Genomic DNA, 17,942 nt, shown 5'->3' on the forward strand with positions numbered 1-17,942 from the left:
TTATAGTCCTTTTATCCTTTCCAAAGAGATGGCCCTATCTTATTTGAAAAAATCTGGCCCATTGTCGTAGGGACAAAGATCCAATTCTCCGTAAAAATGGAACAGCATCTCAAAAGACAACTAACACGAGTGAACTTATGAAAAAATTTTGGTCCTGGATGAACTACATCTTCTCTCACTACACTTTAGGATTTGTCATCACAGGGGCATACGCCCTCCTCAGTCTGAATTACTATAACGCCACTCATTTGGAGGAAGGACAACAAGTCGATAGTTTTCTGATTAAGTCTCTTCAAATAGCCCATCAAAAGACAATTGATTTTAGACTCCAACAACGCGGACCTCGAGCTCCCTCTGAAAATGTCGCACTCCTGGCCGTCGATGAACAGTCGGTCTTAACTCTTGGACGCTGGCCCTGGCCAAGAGAGATCATCGCCAAAACCATCGACAAGGCAGTGAGCCTTGGAGCCAAAGTCATTGCCTTCGATGCCGTGTTTTCAGAGGAGTCGGCAAATCCCGCAAAGGAGATATTTGAAAAACTCAAAAAAGAAGGAGCCCTAAATTCGATAGGAGAGGGAAAGTTTTCTGAAGAACTCGTCTCTAGGGACTCAGATCGAATTCTCTCAGCATCAATAAAAGAAAATTCTGGCCACATCGTCCTGGGTTCCTTCTTTGAAGGCAACAACAATGAACTACTAAAAGCAACCTATCCAAATCGTTGCTTCAACTATATTTACGAAAGCACCCCAGCGTATAAGATTTGGGACAATGAAGAAGTATTTTTAGCTATTGTCGACCAGAACGACGTGTATATTCCAGATGCCATGGCAGAGATCTACAAAGAACATCTCAAGGTTATTGCAACTGAAATCACTCAAAACACTCCTCCACCTAAGAATCTCAGAGAACAGCTGGATCTCAACTGGAAAATTCGCGAGGCCCAAGCAGACTATTGCGGAAACTGGCTCGATCCAAAAGAAGATGTTCTTTATTCTGCGCTTGCTGATTCCTGGCCCCACGTCAAAGCCGAAGAAGACGCATCGTCTTTTCCCTTCAACACGTTCGAAGAGTTTGTGAATTCCTTTAAGGATCGCTACAAGAGAAATTTGATACCCGTGGCCGACAATTGGGTGATGAATACTCCATTGATATCATCTGAAGCGAAAAACACAGGATATTTCAACGCTCATCTTGACGACGATGGAACAATCCGGCGCAAACAGTTGGTCGTAAGAAATGGTGAACATTACGTGCCTTCGATTTCGCTAAAAGCCTTCCTTCTCTCAATGGGGTACAATGCTCAAGTAGAGATCAGCGAAGACGCTAAATATGAATCAAAAGTAATCAAAAAGTTCTCGATCACCAACAGTGAAGATGGAAAAGTTGTATTTGACGTCCCTGTGGATCGCCAAGGAAGCCTGATGATCAATTACGCCGGCCCACAAAACATGTTTCCCTATTTGGGAGTTTCTGAACTGTTGAGTGATAGTCCCACAGCAAAAATCACCCAAAATGTTTGGGACAAAGACAAACGTCGCTGGGACAAAAATCGCACAGTAGAAGTCAACAAGGCCGACTGGGTAAAAGATAAAGTCTTTGTTTTCGGAGCGACGGCCGTAGGCATCTATGATTTGCGAGTAACTCCCTTTGACGAGAATTTCCCAGGAGCTGAGACTCATCTCAATGTCATAGATAATCTTTTCAGAAGAGATTTTCTCAGACCTCACCCAGATGAAGATCTGAGAATGCCACTCGCGCTTCTAGCAATTGGCATTCTCTTAACTATCTCCATCTCTCGACTCGGAGCGCTGCTCGGATTGGTACTCACGTTTGCTGCCATGGCCGCAACCATGATATTTGATAAATATTACTCCTTCGCAAATGGCTATGTCATCACCATCATACACCCATTCATACTGATCCTAACGCTTTACATATCTTTAACTTTCTATAAATATTTTTCTGAAGAAAAAAACAAACGCGAACTTCGTTCTACATTTCAAAAATACGTTTCTCCTGCGATAGTCGAAGAAATCTTATCTGACCCCAAAAAAATCGAGCTGGGCGGTCGCAAGACAAGGATGACCGTGTTTTTTTCTGATGTCCGTGGTTTCACGACGATTTCAGAAAAGCTTGACCCTCATGAACTGAGTAATCTCCTGAATTCTTATCTCACCCCTATGACCGAAATCGTTTTTAAGAATCGAGGAACTCTCGACAAATACATGGGCGATGCCATTATGGCTTTTTTTGGTGCCCCTATTTTCTTTCCAGATCACGCAAAATATGCCTGCCGTACAGCTCTCGAACACATAGAAAAACTCAAAGAACTTCGAGATGAATACATCAAAAAAGGCCTCCCACCCATCGACATTGGCATAGGCCTCAATACCGGAGAGATGAGCGTGGGAAACATGGGATCTGAAACTGTTCGGAGCTACACTGTCATGGGTGACGCAGTCAATCTAGGGTCTCGCCTCGAAGGAATCAACAAACAGTACGGCACCCGTATTATCATTTCAGAGTTTACCTACGGTGAGGTAAAGAATGACTTCTTCTGCCGCGAAATTGACTGGGTTCAAGTCAAGGGAAAGGTTCTGCCGGTAAAAATTTATGAGCTCATTTCAGAAAAGAAACCGGATGACAAAGTCATCGAAATGCTGAAATGGTTCCAAGAGGGGTATCAAAAATATCATGAAATGTCCTGGGCACCTGCGATGGATCATTTTAGGAAGGCTCTGCTCGCTCTTCCCGAAGACCCCGTGTCGCAGCTATACGTCCAACGCTGTGAGGAATTTATTGCAGAGCCACCTTCAGCTGATTGGGACGGCGTCTTCGTCATGCATTCAAAGTAGCAAATTGACAAGCCTTTAGGGTCAGTATGTAATAGGGTGCGCTTTTTAGTGACGACAACCCTTGAGGCCATTGCAACAGCTCCTAATTTCCTATATGACCCATTTTTCATTTTATTTTTTACTATTTTCTTGTTTCTATCTCTTGGTGAAAGCCAGGGACAGACAAATCTAAGCGGGATTTCCATCCACCATGCACAAAAAATGAGTCACGATACGGTCAAAAAGATCATTTCACTCAGCGGCAATGTTCAAGTTATCTTTCAAGGGCAGTATCTATCCTGCGACAAAGCGTCCATAAATTTGAAAGACAAGACAGTTGAGGCCGAGGGACAAGTTGTTCTGCAGAATCAAAAGGTTTACGCTGAAGGCGAGAAACTTGTGCTCAACTACCAAAACAATACAGGCACGATTTATCGTGGCTTTTTGAAGGCTGGACAGGTCATTTTTGAAGGAGAAGTCATTGAGAAAACGGGAGAAGATGAGTATGTGGCGAATCAAAGCTACTATTCAGCTTGCGCCACTTGCCCTCCCGCTTGGAGCTTCAAAGGATCAAAGATCACGGCCGAAATAGGTGGCTATGCCTCCATTGATTATCCCGTTTTGCGACTTGGCAAAGTTCCGATTTTTGCTTTGCCATGGATTCGGGTTCCTCTTAAGAGCGACAGACAGTCTGGCTTTCTGGTACCCCGGTTTCCATTTAATAAGACGAGCAAGCTTGGCCTGACCATTCCATATTTTTGGGCCATTTCCCGCAGTCAGGATATGACACTTAACCTGACGATGTTCAAAAAGCAGGGGCTCAAGCCAAACATCGAATACCGCTATCTTTTGAGCGAAAATAGCAAAGGGAATTTTTACAGCTCATTTCTCGAAGACAGATTTTTTGAACAGCGCACCAAGAACCCATCCAACCCAGATGAAACGACTTTGGTTCAAAGCGAGAGAGAAAGATGGTTCTTTGCCTACAATCACTATTTTGAAATGCCGGAACAAATAACCCATCGGACCAATCTCAGTATGGTGAGTGACCTAAAATACGCCAGAGATTTTCCGCGAGATCTTGATACCGATGGTGAGCCAGCAATTGAAAATAAGGTTTCCATTACTAAAAATACCGAGGGATCCCATCTCAGCGGAGAAGTTGTCTACAACATCAACCAACTTGTAGAGAACTCTGTCGAAAACAACAATGCCTCCGTTCATCGATTTCCTCAAATTGATTACAGCCTCATGGATCGTCCGATTGCAGCAACCCCACTTTATTTTGGTTTTGACACGAATTACGTCCAATTCGCACGACGTGGACTTTCTTACGATGATGTCGTTACAGCCGGTGAATCTGTTGGTGATGGAATGACTTGCCCTGCGACAAACCCAAAATGCATTTCCCACGAAACTGATGGAGCTTTTGAACCAAGCAAAGGGGATATACTGAGAACGGGGCACCGATTTGAATTTATACCCAGAATCAGCCTTCCTTTCCGCATTTCCAACTTTCTTGAAATTCTGCCTGCCGTGACTTATCGAGAAACCCAATATCGCTTCACGGCCCATACCACAGAACTTGACACCAACTACACACCCACAGCAGCGCGTCGTTATCTTGAGATGGAAGTGGGAGCCAAAACTCGCCTCGCTGGAGTTTTTGGCAATAGGGATGATGACCAAGCGGTAAGATATAAGCATATCATCGAGCCTGAACTTCGATTTTCTTCAATCCCCTGGATTCGACGACCAAATCATTATTTCTTTGGCAAATTTGAGGGACAACCCTATTCGCAAACCAATGAACCATTGAAAGATGATGATTTTTTTGGTCTCAACAAGGTGCAATTTGACTATCATGATCGAATTTTTGATCGCAGAATTGTTGATTTCGGAGTCAGCAATCGTATTCTCCGAAGACAATGGCACGTGGACCATCCGGAGTATAAAACCATGGGAGTTTTTCGTCTTTCTCAGTCCTACGATCTCAACGAGGCAGAATCCGAGGATCCACAAGCTTGGTCATCGATCAATGCTCTGGTGGACTTGCGCCTTGACCAAATTGAACTCCACTCCATTGCCCTCTACTATCCCTATGCTCGAATCACCAACTCCTCTTCAAGACTTCGAATAAAAAATAAATACGACAATTATGTGCAATTGGGATTTACTCGATCCGTGCTAGTGAACAAGGACAACGAGGTAAATCTCACGAGTCAAATCAACAATATAGGGTTTGCACTCGGGTGGACAACGACCTATCTCAACCTCGTTGGAGGCTTTGATTACTCCAGTATCACGAGTAAGATTTTTTCCTGGAAATTTGAGGCTCAGATAAAACCTCCTGGAAATTGCTGGGACATCACTATTTCCCAATTTCAACTCCCAGAAGGGCAACCTGATTGGGATTTTGGAGTGCACTTTCAATTTGGTGGAAAATAGGAAAATGACCGACGCATTGACTACCCTAAAGCGAATTGGCTATTGAAAAATCCGAATTCGCCTCAGAAACTAAAGCCTCTATATTGTGCAAAAACCCCTTCTATACCTCTTTCTGAAATGAGAGGAAGCACCTGGAGCCGACTTGACTCTGGCGGCGGCAAGCCTTGATCTTCATACATCCGCATCTTTTCTTTTTCCATCTGATCAGGCACGATATAAACAACATAGAGCCCAAGTAAGATCCCCGAATAAAGACCAATCGAGGCCCCACGAGCCACATTTTGAAGATTGTCACCGGGTTTATCTTCAAATGCCAAGGTTGCCGTCCCCACTAAGGTCCCCGCAAGAACTCCGTAGGTGCAGGCCGTAACAAACTCTTTCATCGGTCCAGAACCACGATTCTGAGGCTCGTTTGGATTGGCTCCGTTTTGTCCGAAAGCCCTGGTAGATATCGCTATGGTCATGGCGACAACAAGACCAATAGCGAGAACAGCGTGTGGCGCATTTCTCATTTCCATATCTAGCCAGTCTTTCACAGATATACAAGGAGTCAAGAGTCTGAGAAAGATCACTGAATGGCCCATTTTTACCTGAGAACGCTTGACTCCCCCTCCATCGCGATTGAATTTCGAATCTGGGTCGAGCTTAGATTTTATCCAAGAATATAAAATTCAGTTTTGTGCACCGCCCAAGGCCTTGGATGTGTCGGGTTTCTTGAATGAGTTTGAAAATTCAAAATTTTAAACAACGCAATATCAAATTTCCGAAAAAAACATCTCTGCATCTCTGCACAACAAGGCCTACAGTTTTAGGTGGCCGCCGCCGATGTGATCACAACGGGTTATATGCAAATGAGACGGTTTACGCCAAAATTCATTATCCTTTACCCGGTTTTTCTTATTGTATCCTCTACCGCGATACTTGCTCTGGCAGAGATTCTGAGCCGATTTTACTTACAAGGGAATAAAGATTTCTCAATAGAGTTTGATCGATCTGCGATTTACGATGACAGGCACATATATTTTCGATTGAAACCAAATTCAGCCGCAGATCACATCTATCGTTTCAAAGGAAATATCATTCGCAAAATCCGTTACTCAATTAACCCCAGTGGGTGGCGGACGACGACCCCTGAATCAGAAGGAAAGTCCCAACATCTCATGCTCTGGGGGTGTTCAAATGTCTTTGGAGAAGGGTTGAATGACAATGAAACTCTAGCTTCTGTTCTCAGTTCCAAATTAGATAAATATCACGTCTACAATTTTGGTATGCCAGGTACGGCGATCAACTATTCTCTATTTGCATTTAAAAACATGAATACCCCTGTTGTCTCTCAAACAGAAGGAAAGCTTATCTATTTTTTCTACAGCTTCCATTACCCCAGAATTCTACCAACTCTAAAATGGCATAAAACTAGTCGTAGTCCAAAATATTTCATCAACGAATCTAAAAGTCTTGTAAATGAAAACAACAATAGTCCCTGGAATCAAATGTTTGAACTTTCATCTCTCGTCCGAAGAAAAAGCTCTCTCTTGGACATAATTGGCTTTGACTGGCCACCTGTCAACTTAGATACCGTCAAGTTGACCGCACAACTCTTTGAATCCCTTCGAAATGAATATCTATCTCGATTTCCCGAGGGCGACTTCTTCGTCATCATTCATCATCTGATTTACCCTCAATATCGAAAACCACTATTGTCTGAGCTTCGAAAAAGAAAAATCGAATACTTAGATCTAACTGATGTGATGAAATTTGATGGGGTGATGCCGCCCATCGAAAAACATCCGAGCTACAAAGATAATCTGCGCCTTGCCGACCTTCTTTCTAAAAGTTTACTATAGGTTCCCAATCTGTTTTGCGCATGATTGATATCATTCACTTTATTGGATCTATGCAGCCGAAAGGGATTCCAAAACCAAAAAAAGCGATGCCGAGTCCCTACTCTCCAAAATAATCCCGATATATTTTCACTTCATTTCGATCAGATACGAGAGCCAACCACATCCAAATTTTGTATTGAGGAAATCTCTCAATGACCTCTTCCAAAACGAACCTCAATCGGCGTCGTTGTCCTCGTGAAACTGGATCGGCGAGCCAAGTCCCTTTGATTGCCTTTACCTCAGTTAGGAGAATCGTTTCTTTTCCAAAAAGGACGATATCCACCTCTGCCCATGGACTTCGCCAGTTCTTCGCGACCAGCCTCCATCCATAATTAACCAAATAATGTGCAACAAGATCCTCAGAATGTTGGCCTTTACGCATGCGAGAGGAAGGAACTCTCGAATTATGGCGCCGGATCTGTCCAATACTCTCGAACCCCGGCAAATGTTCTGCGATGAATTGAACATGGTCCAAGTCGCGCAATGGATTCTCTGTGGGCGGCCGTTGCATAACCTTTATGATCCTCAAACCCATACCCCGGGTATTGTGAGGCAAATTCAACGAGGAGGCGATCCCTTGCTACTTTGGCAAATATCGAAGCGGCCCCCACAGGCTCTGCCCTCGAATCTCCTTTAACCAAAGTTGTTTGCCTAAACTTGTATCTCTTGTCTGACTCAAGTCCTGGTATCAGCTGATTCCCATCGATCAAAAGATGAGCCTCTGATATACCCATCTTTTCAGCGAGATCTATTACTGCCCTCTTCATAGCCAGCAAAGATGCCTGTAAGATATTGATCTGACTTATTTCATCGACACTAGCAAAACCAAGACCTACAAAATGATCCTGATAAATCTGCTTCGCATACTGCTCACGCCGAGAAGCGGACAGCTTCTTGGAATCTGTATAATGTCGCCAGGGATTGGCCTGATTGATAACGACAGCTCCCGCACAGACGGGACCTGCCAGACAACCTCTCCCCACTTCATCGACCCCAACTAACGGAAGACTGGGATCAAGCTTACACCAGTCAAATTTCATTTATCGATAGATTTAGCCTTCGAGGTTTTACCGGCAGCCTTGGCTGAATCTTGTTCAGAAATCGCCTCGGATGTCAGACGAGCGGCACGGCCTTTCAGTGTTCGAAGATAAAAGAGACGTGAACGCCGCACCTTGCCACGACTCACCAATTCTACCTTTTCGATCGCCGGACTGAGAAATGGGAATGTTCTTTCAACTCCTACTCCTGCCGAGATCTTGCGAACTGTAAATGCCCGCCCAGCACCACTGCCCTGGATTTTGAGTACGACTCCAGTGTAAATCTGGACTCTCTCTTTTTCTCCCTCTTTCACTCGAACGTGCACATTCAAGGTATCACCAGGCGTAAAGCGAGGTAAGTCCTTCGTTTTTGCCCGACCTACAGTTACTTGTTGTACGATATCCATACGCTCACTCCACGATTTTTAAGAAGGGCCAGGACTACCATGTCGCCAGAAGCCGGTCAAGACAGATACTTACCGCCGAACGGACTGATAAATGGCGAAATTGGTCCAATGAAGGCCCTCGAATAGGCTCTAAAAGTCGATCGCACCTCTCGAGGAGGTCTTCTGTCAGCCCGTAGCCCGTGCCAAACAGAAGTAAGTAAGGGACTCCGGGACGAGACATCATTTCCTCCCGTAACTCGCGAAAACTAACTCGAGCCACCCCTGGATAATCGCGGGCCGCTGTTGCGACGACAATTGGCGGCTCAGAAAACCCTGCTATCAAGTCTTCTAAAGTCTCGCACAACTCGACTCGCTCTAGAGCGCGCCCCCGACTGGCATTGAATCTCGATCCGTATCCGACCCTCCAGTGATTCAAAATCCGGCTCACAAACATGAGCTGTTCCCGCTGCCGGTGAACAATAAAATACTTGTTAACACCATAGGTGCAAGACACGCGGGCGATGTCATGAATATCGAAATTGGTTACACTGGTCGCAATGACCTTTCCCGTTTTGTCTCTCACAGGCCAGTGAATTAAAGCCACCGACACATCGATCTGCTGCTCATGCGGAACCCCGCTCTCCATTCTTACTTTCTCCCACTCATGAGGCATAAATACCTCTCATAAATTATTTGATCTGTGCCGTCTAACTCATTAAAGAATCTGTCTTATTTTCAGCAATTTGCCTCACCGTGTTCGCCGCAAGGCCAAGTGATTTGAGCTCTCTTTCCGGTAGAGCACACAAACGTCGTGCGGCCTCCACCACGCTCATCTCCAACACACCCAGTTGCTTTAATAAATCAGGCCGCAATATTTTTGTCCGCACCAAAGAAACATCCTGGCGAAAGGCCTCCATGCGCACATGGTGCCCTGAAAGCAGAATTTCCGGAACTGGAAGATCCATGAATACCCGTGGTCGAGTCAAGAGCGGACATTCAAGAAGCCCTTCAGCAAAAGTCTCCAAATGAGTACTGAGCGGATTGCCCAAAACCTCCGGCAATAAACGAACAACAGAATCCATGATGACCAAAGAGCCAAGTTCTCCGCCACTCAAGATGTAGTCCCCAATAGATATTTCTTCATCAACAAAGGATTCAATAAATCTCTGATCGATTCCCCCGTATCGCCCACAGACGAGAGTCACCGGCCCCTGATCGTCAGCCCATTCCCTCGCCAACCGATCGCTCCAAGGCCTCCCTTGAGGAGAAAGGAAGACCACCTTTCCCTTTCCTTCGCCCAGACTCGCTAGCGCTTGCGAAAATGGCTCCGCAAGAAAGACCATGCCATCACCCCCGCCATAGGGTCGATCATCAACCGTTTTGTGGAGATCAAAGGTGAAGTCGCGAGGGTTCACCAAATTTAACTGGGCCTTGCCATTTTTAAAGGCCTGACCGACCAGACCTTCCTGAAGAGATTGGCTGATCATGTTGGGAAAAATAGTCAATATATTGAATATCTTAGACATGATTTCTCATCTCAATCCTCGGTCAATCCAGGAGGAAGAATCATGACGATTTCCGATTTTTCAAAGTGGATTTTGCTAACAAATTCAGGAATCAATGGAATTAAAATTTCCCGTTCGTCATCGCCCTTCTTAGCCCTAACAACCAGAAGATCCTGAACTCCATTGCTTGAAAATCCGACAATCTGACCAAGCTCTGTCCCATCGGCAAAAAGCACTTTAAAGCCTTCGATTTCTGACAGAAAAATTGAGTCGCCAGGCTTAGAAATCAAAAACTCCTCTGGGACATACAATTCACAGCCCTTCAGCGCCTCAGCCTCGTTGCGATTTTGAATTTGCGGGGAACTCGCAATAAATCCATTCTTATGAAGACGCGCCGATCTAAGATCAAGAGTCATCCAACCGTCTCCCTCTGATCGAATCCCATGAATAGTCAGCTCTTTCAATTGATCAAGCCAAGGAGCCTCACCAGAAAATACAATAAAAAAAATCTCACCACGAATACCGTGTGCGTCCTTCACCTTTCCTATTTTTCTCAACCCCTTTTGTCTGGCCTGAGAATCAATTTCTTGCTGGCTCGAAGAAGGCATAGTCTCCCTTAATATGAGTATCTCCTAATACAGATCTCCACTTTTTTTTTCGCCAGAGCGAAAAAAAAAGGGCTGTGGTTGACCACAGCCCTATCAAAAACCACTATTTCGAAATTCCTATTCAACAATCTCCAAAACACTTCGCTTCTGAAGCTTGGTGCTCGCGGCATTAAGAATTGTCCGCATGGACCGAGCTGTCCGTCCCTGCTTACCAATCACCTTGCCAAGGTCTTCCTTCGCAACTTTGAGCTCAACGACTGTCGTTTGCTCCCCAACAATTTCATTCACTTCAACATCATCTGGCTTGTCAACTAGGCTCTTCGCCATAAACTCGACAAGATCTCTTAGACTCGAATGGTCCATCCAATCACCTCACTGCTTCAAGATCAGAGTCATTACCCACTTTCGACAGTTTAGCCGAGGGTGTGATAAAACGTAATATTAATTTTTAATTTGGCTAGCTTGAGCCTTTTTAATCAGACTCTTGACCCTCAACGTAGGTTGAGCGCCCTTGGCAACCCATGCCTGTACCTTACTCAGGTCCAGTTCCAAGCCCTTTTCGGCACCCGATGGGTTTGGATTATAGCTACCTAAAACCTCAACAAAGCGCCCTCCCTTTGATCGTCGCTGATCAGCAACGGTAATACGGTATTTAGGGGCTCTTTTTGCTCCAACTCGATTCAATCGAATCACTACCATTTAAACTCACTCCTTCTCACAGTTTTCAAATCCATCTGCAATCTAAGTCCTAGACGTCTACTATTTTTGCATCTCTTGCGCAAGGGCAAAGACTGAAAAGAGCGGGGAAGACCAATAGCCCGCGATTCCTCGGTTAAATTCAAAATGGAAAGCCCATTCCCTTGCCTCCGAGGCCTCCACGACCAAGCCCCATTTTCATCATTTGAGACATCATTTTCTGGGCCCCTTCGAACTGCTTCACGAACTTGTTGACGTCAGAGACCTCAGTTCCCGACCCCCTCGCAATTCTCAATCTCCTTGATCCGTTCAGTATACGATGATTGTCGCGCTCCGCCGGAGTCATAGAACGAATGATAGCTTCAATTTTTTTCATTTCCTTGTCGGGAGGAGTCATATCCTTCATTTTTTTCATCATTTGTCCCATCCCAGGGATCATTTTCATGAGACCCTCCATGGACCCCATTTTTTTCAACATTTGAATCTGCTGCAAAAAATCATTCATCGTAAATTTATTCGAAGCCATTTTCTTTGCAGATTCCATGGCCGTTTTTTCATCGATCACATCTTGAGCTTTTTCAACCAAAGACAGGACATCACCCATGTCAAGTATTCGGCTAGCCAGACGATCGGGATGGAAAATCTCCAGTCCCGACACTTTTTCTCCAACGCCTAGAAACTTGATAGGAACGCCCGTTGCCTGTCGGATGCTGAGCGCAGCCCCGCCTCTGGCATCTCCATCCACTTTCGTTAGAACGAGACCCGAGATTCCCAATCGCTGCTGAAAACCCTCGGCCACGTTGACGGATTGTTGGCCCAACATCGCATCGGCCACAAGCAATATCTCCTTGGGCTCCCATATGCCTTTTAGCCTCTCCAACTCACTCATCAGTGCATCATCAATCTGGAGACGACCCGCTGTATCGACAATGACCACATCAATCATCTCGTCCCGCGCCCAGGATTTGGACTCCGAAAGAATGACCTCAGGCTTCATGTTCTCTTGAGAAGGAAAAACAGGAATATTATTCTGCTTTCCCAGAGTCTTTAACTGCTCAATGGCCGCAGGCCGATATATGTCTGCTGGAACCATACCTGGTTTTTTACCAAACTTCTGACGCACGTGGAGGGCTAGTTTTGCGGCCGTGGTGGTCTTCCCTGCTCCTTGAAGTCCCACGAGAAAGATCACAGCGGGAGTGCCACGAATATCCAGATCAACGACTTCTTCTCCCAGTACATGAATTAGCTCATCATGCACAATCTTAACGAATTGCTGGCCCGCCGAAAGACTGGTCAAGACGTTCTGTCCCAATGCCTTTTCTTTTACCCGATCAATAAAACTCTTCACCACTTTGAAATTCACGTCTGCCTCCAGCAGACTCATTCGGATTTCCTTTACCGTGTCCTCAATGTTTCGCTCCGTAATTCGACCCTGACCACGAATTTTTTTCAGGCTGCCTAAGAGCTTATCCGACAAGTTATCAAACATGGCTTTCCCATCTGCCTCTAAAAAAGGCGATACTCAGTTCCCCAGTCATCTTTTCTTTACAAGCTTTTCGCTCTTTTATCTTTAGTTTTTTATTCTACCAACGAATAAATGAACCCCGATGCAAACTTATGACGGCAATAACATAAGTGATCGCAAAGAACCCAAACGCAACCACCGCTGCCTCGGCGACAGGAACATCCGAAACTCCTAAAATTCCGTGTCTGACTCCGTTAATCAGATACAAAAGTGGGTTGACCCGAGCCACGGCCTGCCACATGGAATCAAGATTGTTGATTGAGAAAAAAACTCCGCCCAAATACAGAAGTGGAGTGAGAACAAAACTACTGATAGCGCTCAATTGATCTACGCTTTTCGCCCAAAAGGCCACAGAAATACCGATATTAGCAAAGATCAAACCTCCCATTGTCAAAAAATAGGTGAGCCAAATAGGATGAACCAAAGGCAGCCACTCTCCTTTGCTGCTCAAAAAAAATAACTGTCCCACTGCAAAGGTAATAGCTCCCACCATAAACCCGCGGACCAATCCGCCAAGTCCCATAGCCCAGATAATCTGTTGATAACTCAAGGGAGAAACCCGAAAGTCCTCTAACTCTCCTCCGAATTTAGCAATCACAATAGAACTTGAGGTATTCTGAAAAGCATTGTTCAGACAGCTCATCATGACCAAGCCTGGAATCAAGAAAGCCAGATAACTCACCCCTCCCGAAACGGATAGTCTCCCTCCTAAACTCACTCCAAAAATGAGCAAATAAAGAGCCGAATTAATCATTGGATTAATCACCGTCTGCACAAGGACTTTGAGAAAGCGCCGAATTTCACGATAAAGGAGCACAAAGAATGGAGTCCACAATAACTCCTGAGAAGATTTTATCATTGTCGACCTCCAACTATGCTCCGGAAGGCATCTTCAAGAGAACCCTCCTCTATTTTGATATCCTCAACTAAATTCAAATCAAGACCTGATTCACGCAAAAGCTGTCCAATTCCCATTGGAGCCGGTACCTTGAATTCAATGCGATTTCCTTCTTGCTTCACCAGATAGTGACTTTGAACCTTAAATACCGACTTAGCATCGCCTTGCTCTTTAATATCGATTGTTACTTGACGGTGAGTTAAATCAGCGATGAGTGTTTTTGTCTCTCCCAATTTTTGCAATACGCCATGATGAATCACCCCGATGCGATCGCAAAGCTGCTCCGCCTCTTCTAAATAATGAGTAGTTAAAAGAACTGTCACACCTTCCGATTTTAGATCACGAACAAATTCCCATAGCTTTTCCCGCAGTTCGATGTCGACTCCAGCAGTTGGTTCATCCAGTAAAAGTAGCTGTGGGCAATGAACCAAAGCCTTAGCGATCAAGAGACGCCTCTTCATTCCGCCAGACAACTGCTTCACCTTCTTATGCCGGTGCTCCCAAAGCCCCAGACGGTCAAGCAGGTAATTTTCTCGTTCCCTGTTCTTTAACATTCCGTAAAATCCGGAATGAAAAACCATGACCTCCTCAACACTAAAAAAACCATAATTGATGATTTCCTGAGGAACCAAACCCATCCTCACCTTTGCTTGACGAGGTTGTTTTGCGACATCATAGCCAAAAACTTCCACCGAGCCCGATGTTGCGGCCTCTAAAGTTACGATAATCGAGATAATCGAAGTCTTCCCAGCTCCATTGGGCCCAAGCAACCCAAAGACTTCCCCCGATTGAAGTTTAAAATCAACTTCATTGACAGCACACAACTGGCCGTAATTCTTGACTAAACGATCTATTTTAAGAGGAACCAACATACTTAACTATCCCCGCAAATGGTCGAGTGTAATCGACGAAAGCTCAAGGCACCAGGAATGCTGCAGATGCTCCGTTCATTAACTCATTTCTCAGCTCTTTTATTCAAGAAAAACCCAAATATTTCCGAAGCCTTAAACGAATGAGACCAAGTGAAATGATCCCTATTCCAATTCGTGAGTTTATCAGTGGATCAACGGTCCCTGTGGACCTTTATGTCAAGATTTCGGACGACAAGTTTATTCTCATCGCAAAACAGGGAACAAAAACCCAGAAGGACCAACTGAGTTCCTATGAAACCAAAGATGTCGAATACCTTTGGATCGAAAAATCAAGCTACCATAAGCTCACTTCTCAAACAATTCAGCTCGCTGGCATTATACTGAGCCGAAAGGATTTGGACAGCGGAAAAAAGACACAAATTGTGACGAATGCGGCCACAACAACGTTTCGGCACCTCGAGCACATGGGACTTGATCCGGTGGCATTTCAGCAGGCCAAACAGGTCTCTGAGGTCACTGTTCAACTGGTTGAGACCCACAACAGTCTTTCCCTCCTCATGGAAAGCCTCAATCAGTGCAGTGACTATTTAGTGAGACACTCCATGGCTGTCGCCGCAATTGCAACTCTGATTGGTCAGGCACACCAATGGCAGAACCGAGCGACCATTGAAAAACTGGCTCTCGGAGGATTGCTCCACGACATTGGAAAGAAATCCCTCCCCCCAGAAATTCTTTCCAAACCAAAAGCCCACATGTCCTTTGAAGAGCTCCAACTTTACGAAACACACCCCTTCAAGGGAATGGAGATGGCCACAGGTCTTGGATCTGTCCCCGATGATGTTGTCGCAATGATCTACCAACATCATGAAAACTCGATTGGGCAAAGCTTTCCTCAACACCTACGTGATCTCAAAACTCACCCCCTTGCGCGCATTATCGCACTGGCCGACGAGTTTGTTAATCTGACTGTCGACAATCCCAACTGCCCTGAACCAAAAACGGCTCTCGAAGCATTAAATTATATCGAGCTGGTAAAGGGACAGCCCTACAACAAAGAGGCCTTTCGTTGCCTAAAGAGAATCGTCACAAGTGACCGCGGAACCTCGGCAGCTAGCTAGCTAGCGGGCCGGGCCTGTAATTCTATGCTGAAATTATCGGTTATTGATTGACCAGAAGCTAGAAAACGCCAAAGAATGGGGAACACCTCAGGTAAGCGGTCAATTTTGTTTGATTTTTTTTGGGAGCTCAAAGTAACAAATGAATGATTCTTTTACGTCCCACTATTCTCAACACACCCGACACCTCGCCCGCCGTTTGATCCGCATAGAATCTCTTTTGTCTCGGGCCAATCAGCAACTCTCTCGATTATTTAACTGGCGACTCGTGGTGGCGCTCATTGCTTTTTCAGCGGGTCTTATTATCGCCTCTGGCCCTCAGTTCAAAAATTGGGGCTTCATTTTTATCACTTCATCTTTGCTTTTCATTTACTTAGTTTTTCGGTCGCGCAATATCCGGCGATGGCAGTCTTCTCTGATGGCCTGGAAAAATCATTGTGTCAGAAACCTTGCGCGAATTTCCGGCAAAATGCCCACAGGGTCTTCCTCTCCCCATCTCGACACTCTGAATAGCGAAAATCAAATCCTCGCCAGAGATTTACACATCCTTGGGGATAATTCTCTTTTTGGCCTGATCGACGAAACCTTCAGCTCAGGCGGGAAAGCCAAATTATTGCGCTTGCTTCTAGATCCGCTCTCCAACATTCAGGATATCAAGGAGCGCCAGAATAAACTGAGACTTCTTTCTAAAAATTATTGGTCACTGGCTCGCTTCTTTTTTCGTGGGCAAAGCGGTCAGCTCCCACCAGACTCATCGAGACTCAAGAATGAACTCGACCGTTCGTTAGTAGGACCCGGATTTTATAGAAACCTGATTTTGCATTGTCTTCTTTATCCTCTTTCCGTTTTTCTCTTTGCACTGTGGACGACCGGTCAGATATCCTTTTCTGGACCTCTCACCATTGGTATCTATTTTCTTTTTTCTTTGGCGACTCTCGGTCAGGCAGCCAAAGGATTTACCCAAGGCGAGGTCCTCAGTCTTGATCTAGAATCCCTTTTGCCCGTCTTTGATTGGCTTGAGTCAAAACAGACTCTCTCTCGTGAACTTGCCCCAATGACTTTTCGTCTGAAACCAACAGCACGACTCAAGAGAGTCCGTTTGATTCTCAGCTGCTTAAGTATTCAGGCCCATCCCCTCGTTTTTCTGGTGGTCAATGCGCTATTTCCGTGGACCTACCTGTGGACCTGGCGCCTTGAAAAATGGAGACTGAGATACTTTGAAGATTTTAAAGCAAGTCTGCATGAAATCGAAAATCTGGAAGCTCTCGGTTCTCTAGCTCTCTTTCATCATTATCAAACTCCCTTTTTCCCCACATTTCACAGCGCTATCCGACTCGACGCCAAACATCTGTTTCATCCTCTCATCCCCCGCAACAAGGTCGTGGCCAACGACTTTCAGATGTCTGATTCCACTCGACTCTGTCTTATTACAGGCTCAAATATGAGTGGCAAGTCAACATTTCTGAGAACATTGGGACTCAATCAGCATCTCGCCATGATTGGATGTCCTGTGTTTGCAGAAAACTTTGAAACCTTTTGCGGGCCAGTTTTGACCTGTCTTCAGATTAAGGATTCCCTGGAAGATGGCTATTCGTCGTTTTATTATGAGGTTAAAAGAGTTAAAATGGTCATCGATCAGGCCTCTGCCGGAACTTCCTTTTTCTACCTTGTCGATGAAATCTTTCGAGGAACAAACAATCGCGAGAGACTTTTAGGAAGCCAGGCCGTTATTCGTGAACTCCTTTCCTCACCCCAAGCGCTGGGGTTGATTACCACCCACGATTTAGAACTCACCCATCTGGCAGCAGAGTTCAAAACTCTTCAGAATGGACACTTTCGGGATGAAATTCGAGCGGAAGAATCCGGACTCCATTTTTCTTACCAGTATCATTTAGGGCCCTGCCCAACGACGAATGCTCTCAAAATCATGGCGGCTGAAGGCTTGCCTGTACCGATTTAAACAAGCCCGAAAAGCTAGGGCGCAATAAACTATGAGTTCGACGAACTTCAGTTTTTTCTCAGCTAACTATCCGCTATCATTAGATTCTGATTCTTGATTCTTTGGTCAATTTTCAATCGACTCAGGAACAAACAACGGGCATGTATATCGCAAAGAAAAGTGTCTCAATTGAGGG

Annotated in this window: 17 protein-coding genes; 5 read left to right on the top strand and 12 right to left on the bottom strand. The window is 45.2% G+C overall.

What is annotated here, in order from left to right; translation table 11 throughout:
* The first annotated feature begins 137 nt into the window (after nt 1-137).
* On the top strand, nt 138-2,855 hold the full coding sequence (locus IPL83_00380) for an adenylate/guanylate cyclase domain-containing protein (protein MBK9037618.1): 2,718 nt from the start codon (nt 138-140) through the stop codon (nt 2,853-2,855).
* 48 nt (nt 2,856-2,903) lie between these two features.
* Entirely contained in the window at nt 2,904-5,282 is a 2,379-nt protein-coding gene (gene lptD, locus IPL83_00385) for an LPS assembly protein LptD (protein ID MBK9037619.1), read from the top strand.
* 62 nt (nt 5,283-5,344) lie between these two features.
* Here the strand turns inward: lptD and IPL83_00390 are convergent, their stop codons facing one another.
* Nucleotides 5,345-5,854, bottom strand: a complete 510-nt coding sequence (locus tag IPL83_00390) for a hypothetical protein (GenBank protein ID MBK9037620.1) — start codon at nt 5,852-5,854, stop codon at nt 5,345-5,347.
* 279 nt (nt 5,855-6,133) lie between these two features.
* On the opposite strand from IPL83_00390, the gene IPL83_00395 reads away from it, so the two are divergent.
* A complete protein-coding gene (locus IPL83_00395; protein ID MBK9037621.1) occupies nt 6,134-7,126 on the top strand; it encodes a hypothetical protein in 993 nt (330 codons plus the stop codon).
* Nucleotides 7,127-7,223: 97 nt separating this feature from the next.
* Here IPL83_00395 and IPL83_00400 read toward each other — a convergent pair whose 3' ends face one another.
* From IPL83_00400 to IPL83_00450, 11 genes are all read right to left on the bottom strand, one after another.
* On the bottom strand, nt 7,224-7,547 hold the full coding sequence (locus IPL83_00400) for a YraN family protein (protein ID MBK9037622.1): 324 nt from the start codon (nt 7,545-7,547) through the stop codon (nt 7,224-7,226).
* 22 nt (nt 7,548-7,569) lie between these two features.
* Complete coding sequence (locus tag IPL83_00405) at nt 7,570-8,205, bottom strand: ribonuclease HII (protein ID MBK9037623.1); 636 nt, start codon at nt 8,203-8,205, stop codon at nt 7,570-7,572.
* Nucleotides 8,202-8,609, bottom strand: a complete 408-nt coding sequence (rplS, locus tag IPL83_00410; protein MBK9037624.1) for a 50S ribosomal protein L19 — start codon at nt 8,607-8,609, stop codon at nt 8,202-8,204. The genes IPL83_00405 and rplS overlap by 4 nt, the downstream gene beginning before the upstream one ends.
* Nucleotides 8,610-8,643: 34 nt before the next feature.
* The gene (locus IPL83_00415) at nt 8,644-9,234 is read right to left on the bottom strand and encodes an RNA methyltransferase (protein MBK9037625.1); all 591 of its coding nucleotides are present in this window, start codon (nt 9,232-9,234) and stop codon (nt 8,644-8,646) included.
* Nucleotides 9,235-9,295: 61 nt separating this feature from the next.
* Nucleotides 9,296-10,114 carry a tRNA (guanosine(37)-N1)-methyltransferase TrmD gene (gene trmD / locus IPL83_00420; GenBank protein MBK9037626.1) on the bottom strand — a complete coding sequence of 273 codons (819 nt, stop codon included), beginning with the start codon at nt 10,112-10,114 and terminating at the stop codon, nt 9,296-9,298.
* A gap of 11 nt (nt 10,115-10,125) precedes the next feature.
* Complete coding sequence (gene rimM, locus IPL83_00425; GenBank protein ID MBK9037627.1) at nt 10,126-10,701, bottom strand: 16S rRNA processing protein RimM; 576 nt, start codon at nt 10,699-10,701, stop codon at nt 10,126-10,128.
* Nucleotides 10,702-10,818: 117 nt separating this feature from the next.
* Complete coding sequence (locus tag IPL83_00430; protein MBK9037628.1) at nt 10,819-11,064, bottom strand: KH domain-containing protein; 246 nt, start codon at nt 11,062-11,064, stop codon at nt 10,819-10,821.
* A gap of 78 nt (nt 11,065-11,142) precedes the next feature.
* A complete protein-coding gene (gene rpsP, locus IPL83_00435) occupies nt 11,143-11,400 on the bottom strand; it encodes a 30S ribosomal protein S16 (GenBank protein ID MBK9037629.1) in 258 nt (85 codons plus the stop codon).
* 139 nt (nt 11,401-11,539) lie between these two features.
* Nucleotides 11,540-12,886 (bottom strand): signal recognition particle protein, encoded by a 1,347-nt coding sequence (gene ffh / locus IPL83_00440; protein ID MBK9037630.1) that lies wholly within the window; start codon nt 12,884-12,886, stop codon nt 11,540-11,542.
* Between the two features lie 94 nt (nt 12,887-12,980).
* Complete coding sequence (locus IPL83_00445) at nt 12,981-13,781, bottom strand: ABC transporter permease (GenBank protein MBK9037631.1); 801 nt, start codon at nt 13,779-13,781, stop codon at nt 12,981-12,983.
* Nucleotides 13,778-14,692, bottom strand: coding sequence for an ABC transporter ATP-binding protein (locus tag IPL83_00450; GenBank protein ID MBK9037632.1), 915 nt, complete (start codon nt 14,690-14,692; stop codon nt 13,778-13,780). The genes IPL83_00445 and IPL83_00450 overlap by 4 nt, the downstream gene beginning before the upstream one ends.
* Nucleotides 14,693-14,847: 155 nt before the next feature.
* Here IPL83_00450 and IPL83_00455 point away from each other — a divergent pair, with 155 nt between their 5' ends.
* On the top strand, nt 14,848-15,810 hold the full coding sequence (locus IPL83_00455; protein MBK9037633.1) for an HD domain-containing protein: 963 nt from the start codon (nt 14,848-14,850) through the stop codon (nt 15,808-15,810).
* A 139-nt stretch (nt 15,811-15,949) separates the two neighbouring features.
* Entirely contained in the window at nt 15,950-17,767 is a 1,818-nt protein-coding gene (locus IPL83_00460; protein ID MBK9037634.1) for a hypothetical protein, read from the top strand.
* Nucleotides 17,768-17,942 lie beyond the last annotated feature (175 nt).

The sequence above is a fragment of the Bdellovibrionales bacterium genome, assembly GCA_016716765.1.
Taxonomy (GTDB): domain Bacteria; phylum Bdellovibrionota; class Bdellovibrionia; order Bdellovibrionales; family UBA1609; genus JADJVA01.

What these genes read in the sequence shown, in the direction of transcription:
- IPL83_00380 (MBK9037618.1), top strand. Translation starts at nt 138, where the DNA reads ATGAAAAAATTTTGGTCCTGGATGAACTACATCTTCTCTCACTACACT.
- IPL83_00395 (MBK9037621.1), top strand. Translation starts at nt 6,134, where the DNA reads ATGAGACGGTTTACGCCAAAATTCATTATCCTTTACCCGGTTTTTCTT.
- IPL83_00400 (MBK9037622.1), bottom strand. Translation starts at nt 7,547, where the DNA reads ATGCGTAAAGGCCAACATTCTGAGGATCTTGTTGCACATTATTTGGTT.
- IPL83_00405 (MBK9037623.1), bottom strand. Translation starts at nt 8,205, where the DNA reads ATGAAATTTGACTGGTGTAAGCTTGATCCCAGTCTTCCGTTAGTTGGG.
- rplS (MBK9037624.1), bottom strand. Translation starts at nt 8,609, where the DNA reads ATGGATATCGTACAACAAGTAACTGTAGGTCGGGCAAAAACGAAGGAC.
- IPL83_00415 (MBK9037625.1), bottom strand. Translation starts at nt 9,234, where the DNA reads ATGGAGAGCGGGGTTCCGCATGAGCAGCAGATCGATGTGTCGGTGGCT.
- trmD (MBK9037626.1), bottom strand. Translation starts at nt 10,114, where the DNA reads ATGTCTAAGATATTCAATATATTGACTATTTTTCCCAACATGATCAGC.
- rimM (MBK9037627.1), bottom strand. Translation starts at nt 10,701, where the DNA reads ATGCCTTCTTCGAGCCAGCAAGAAATTGATTCTCAGGCCAGACAAAAG.
- IPL83_00430 (MBK9037628.1), bottom strand. Translation starts at nt 11,064, where the DNA reads ATGGACCATTCGAGTCTAAGAGATCTTGTCGAGTTTATGGCGAAGAGC.
- rpsP (MBK9037629.1), bottom strand. Translation starts at nt 11,400, where the DNA reads ATGGTAGTGATTCGATTGAATCGAGTTGGAGCAAAAAGAGCCCCTAAA.
- ffh (MBK9037630.1), bottom strand. Translation starts at nt 12,886, where the DNA reads ATGTTTGATAACTTGTCGGATAAGCTCTTAGGCAGCCTGAAAAAAATT.
- IPL83_00445 (MBK9037631.1), bottom strand. Translation starts at nt 13,781, where the DNA reads ATGATAAAATCTTCTCAGGAGTTATTGTGGACTCCATTCTTTGTGCTC.
- IPL83_00450 (MBK9037632.1), bottom strand. Translation starts at nt 14,692, where the DNA reads ATGTTGGTTCCTCTTAAAATAGATCGTTTAGTCAAGAATTACGGCCAG.
- IPL83_00455 (MBK9037633.1), top strand. Translation starts at nt 14,848, where the DNA reads ATGATCCCTATTCCAATTCGTGAGTTTATCAGTGGATCAACGGTCCCT.
- IPL83_00460 (MBK9037634.1), top strand. Translation starts at nt 15,950, where the DNA reads ATGAATGATTCTTTTACGTCCCACTATTCTCAACACACCCGACACCTC.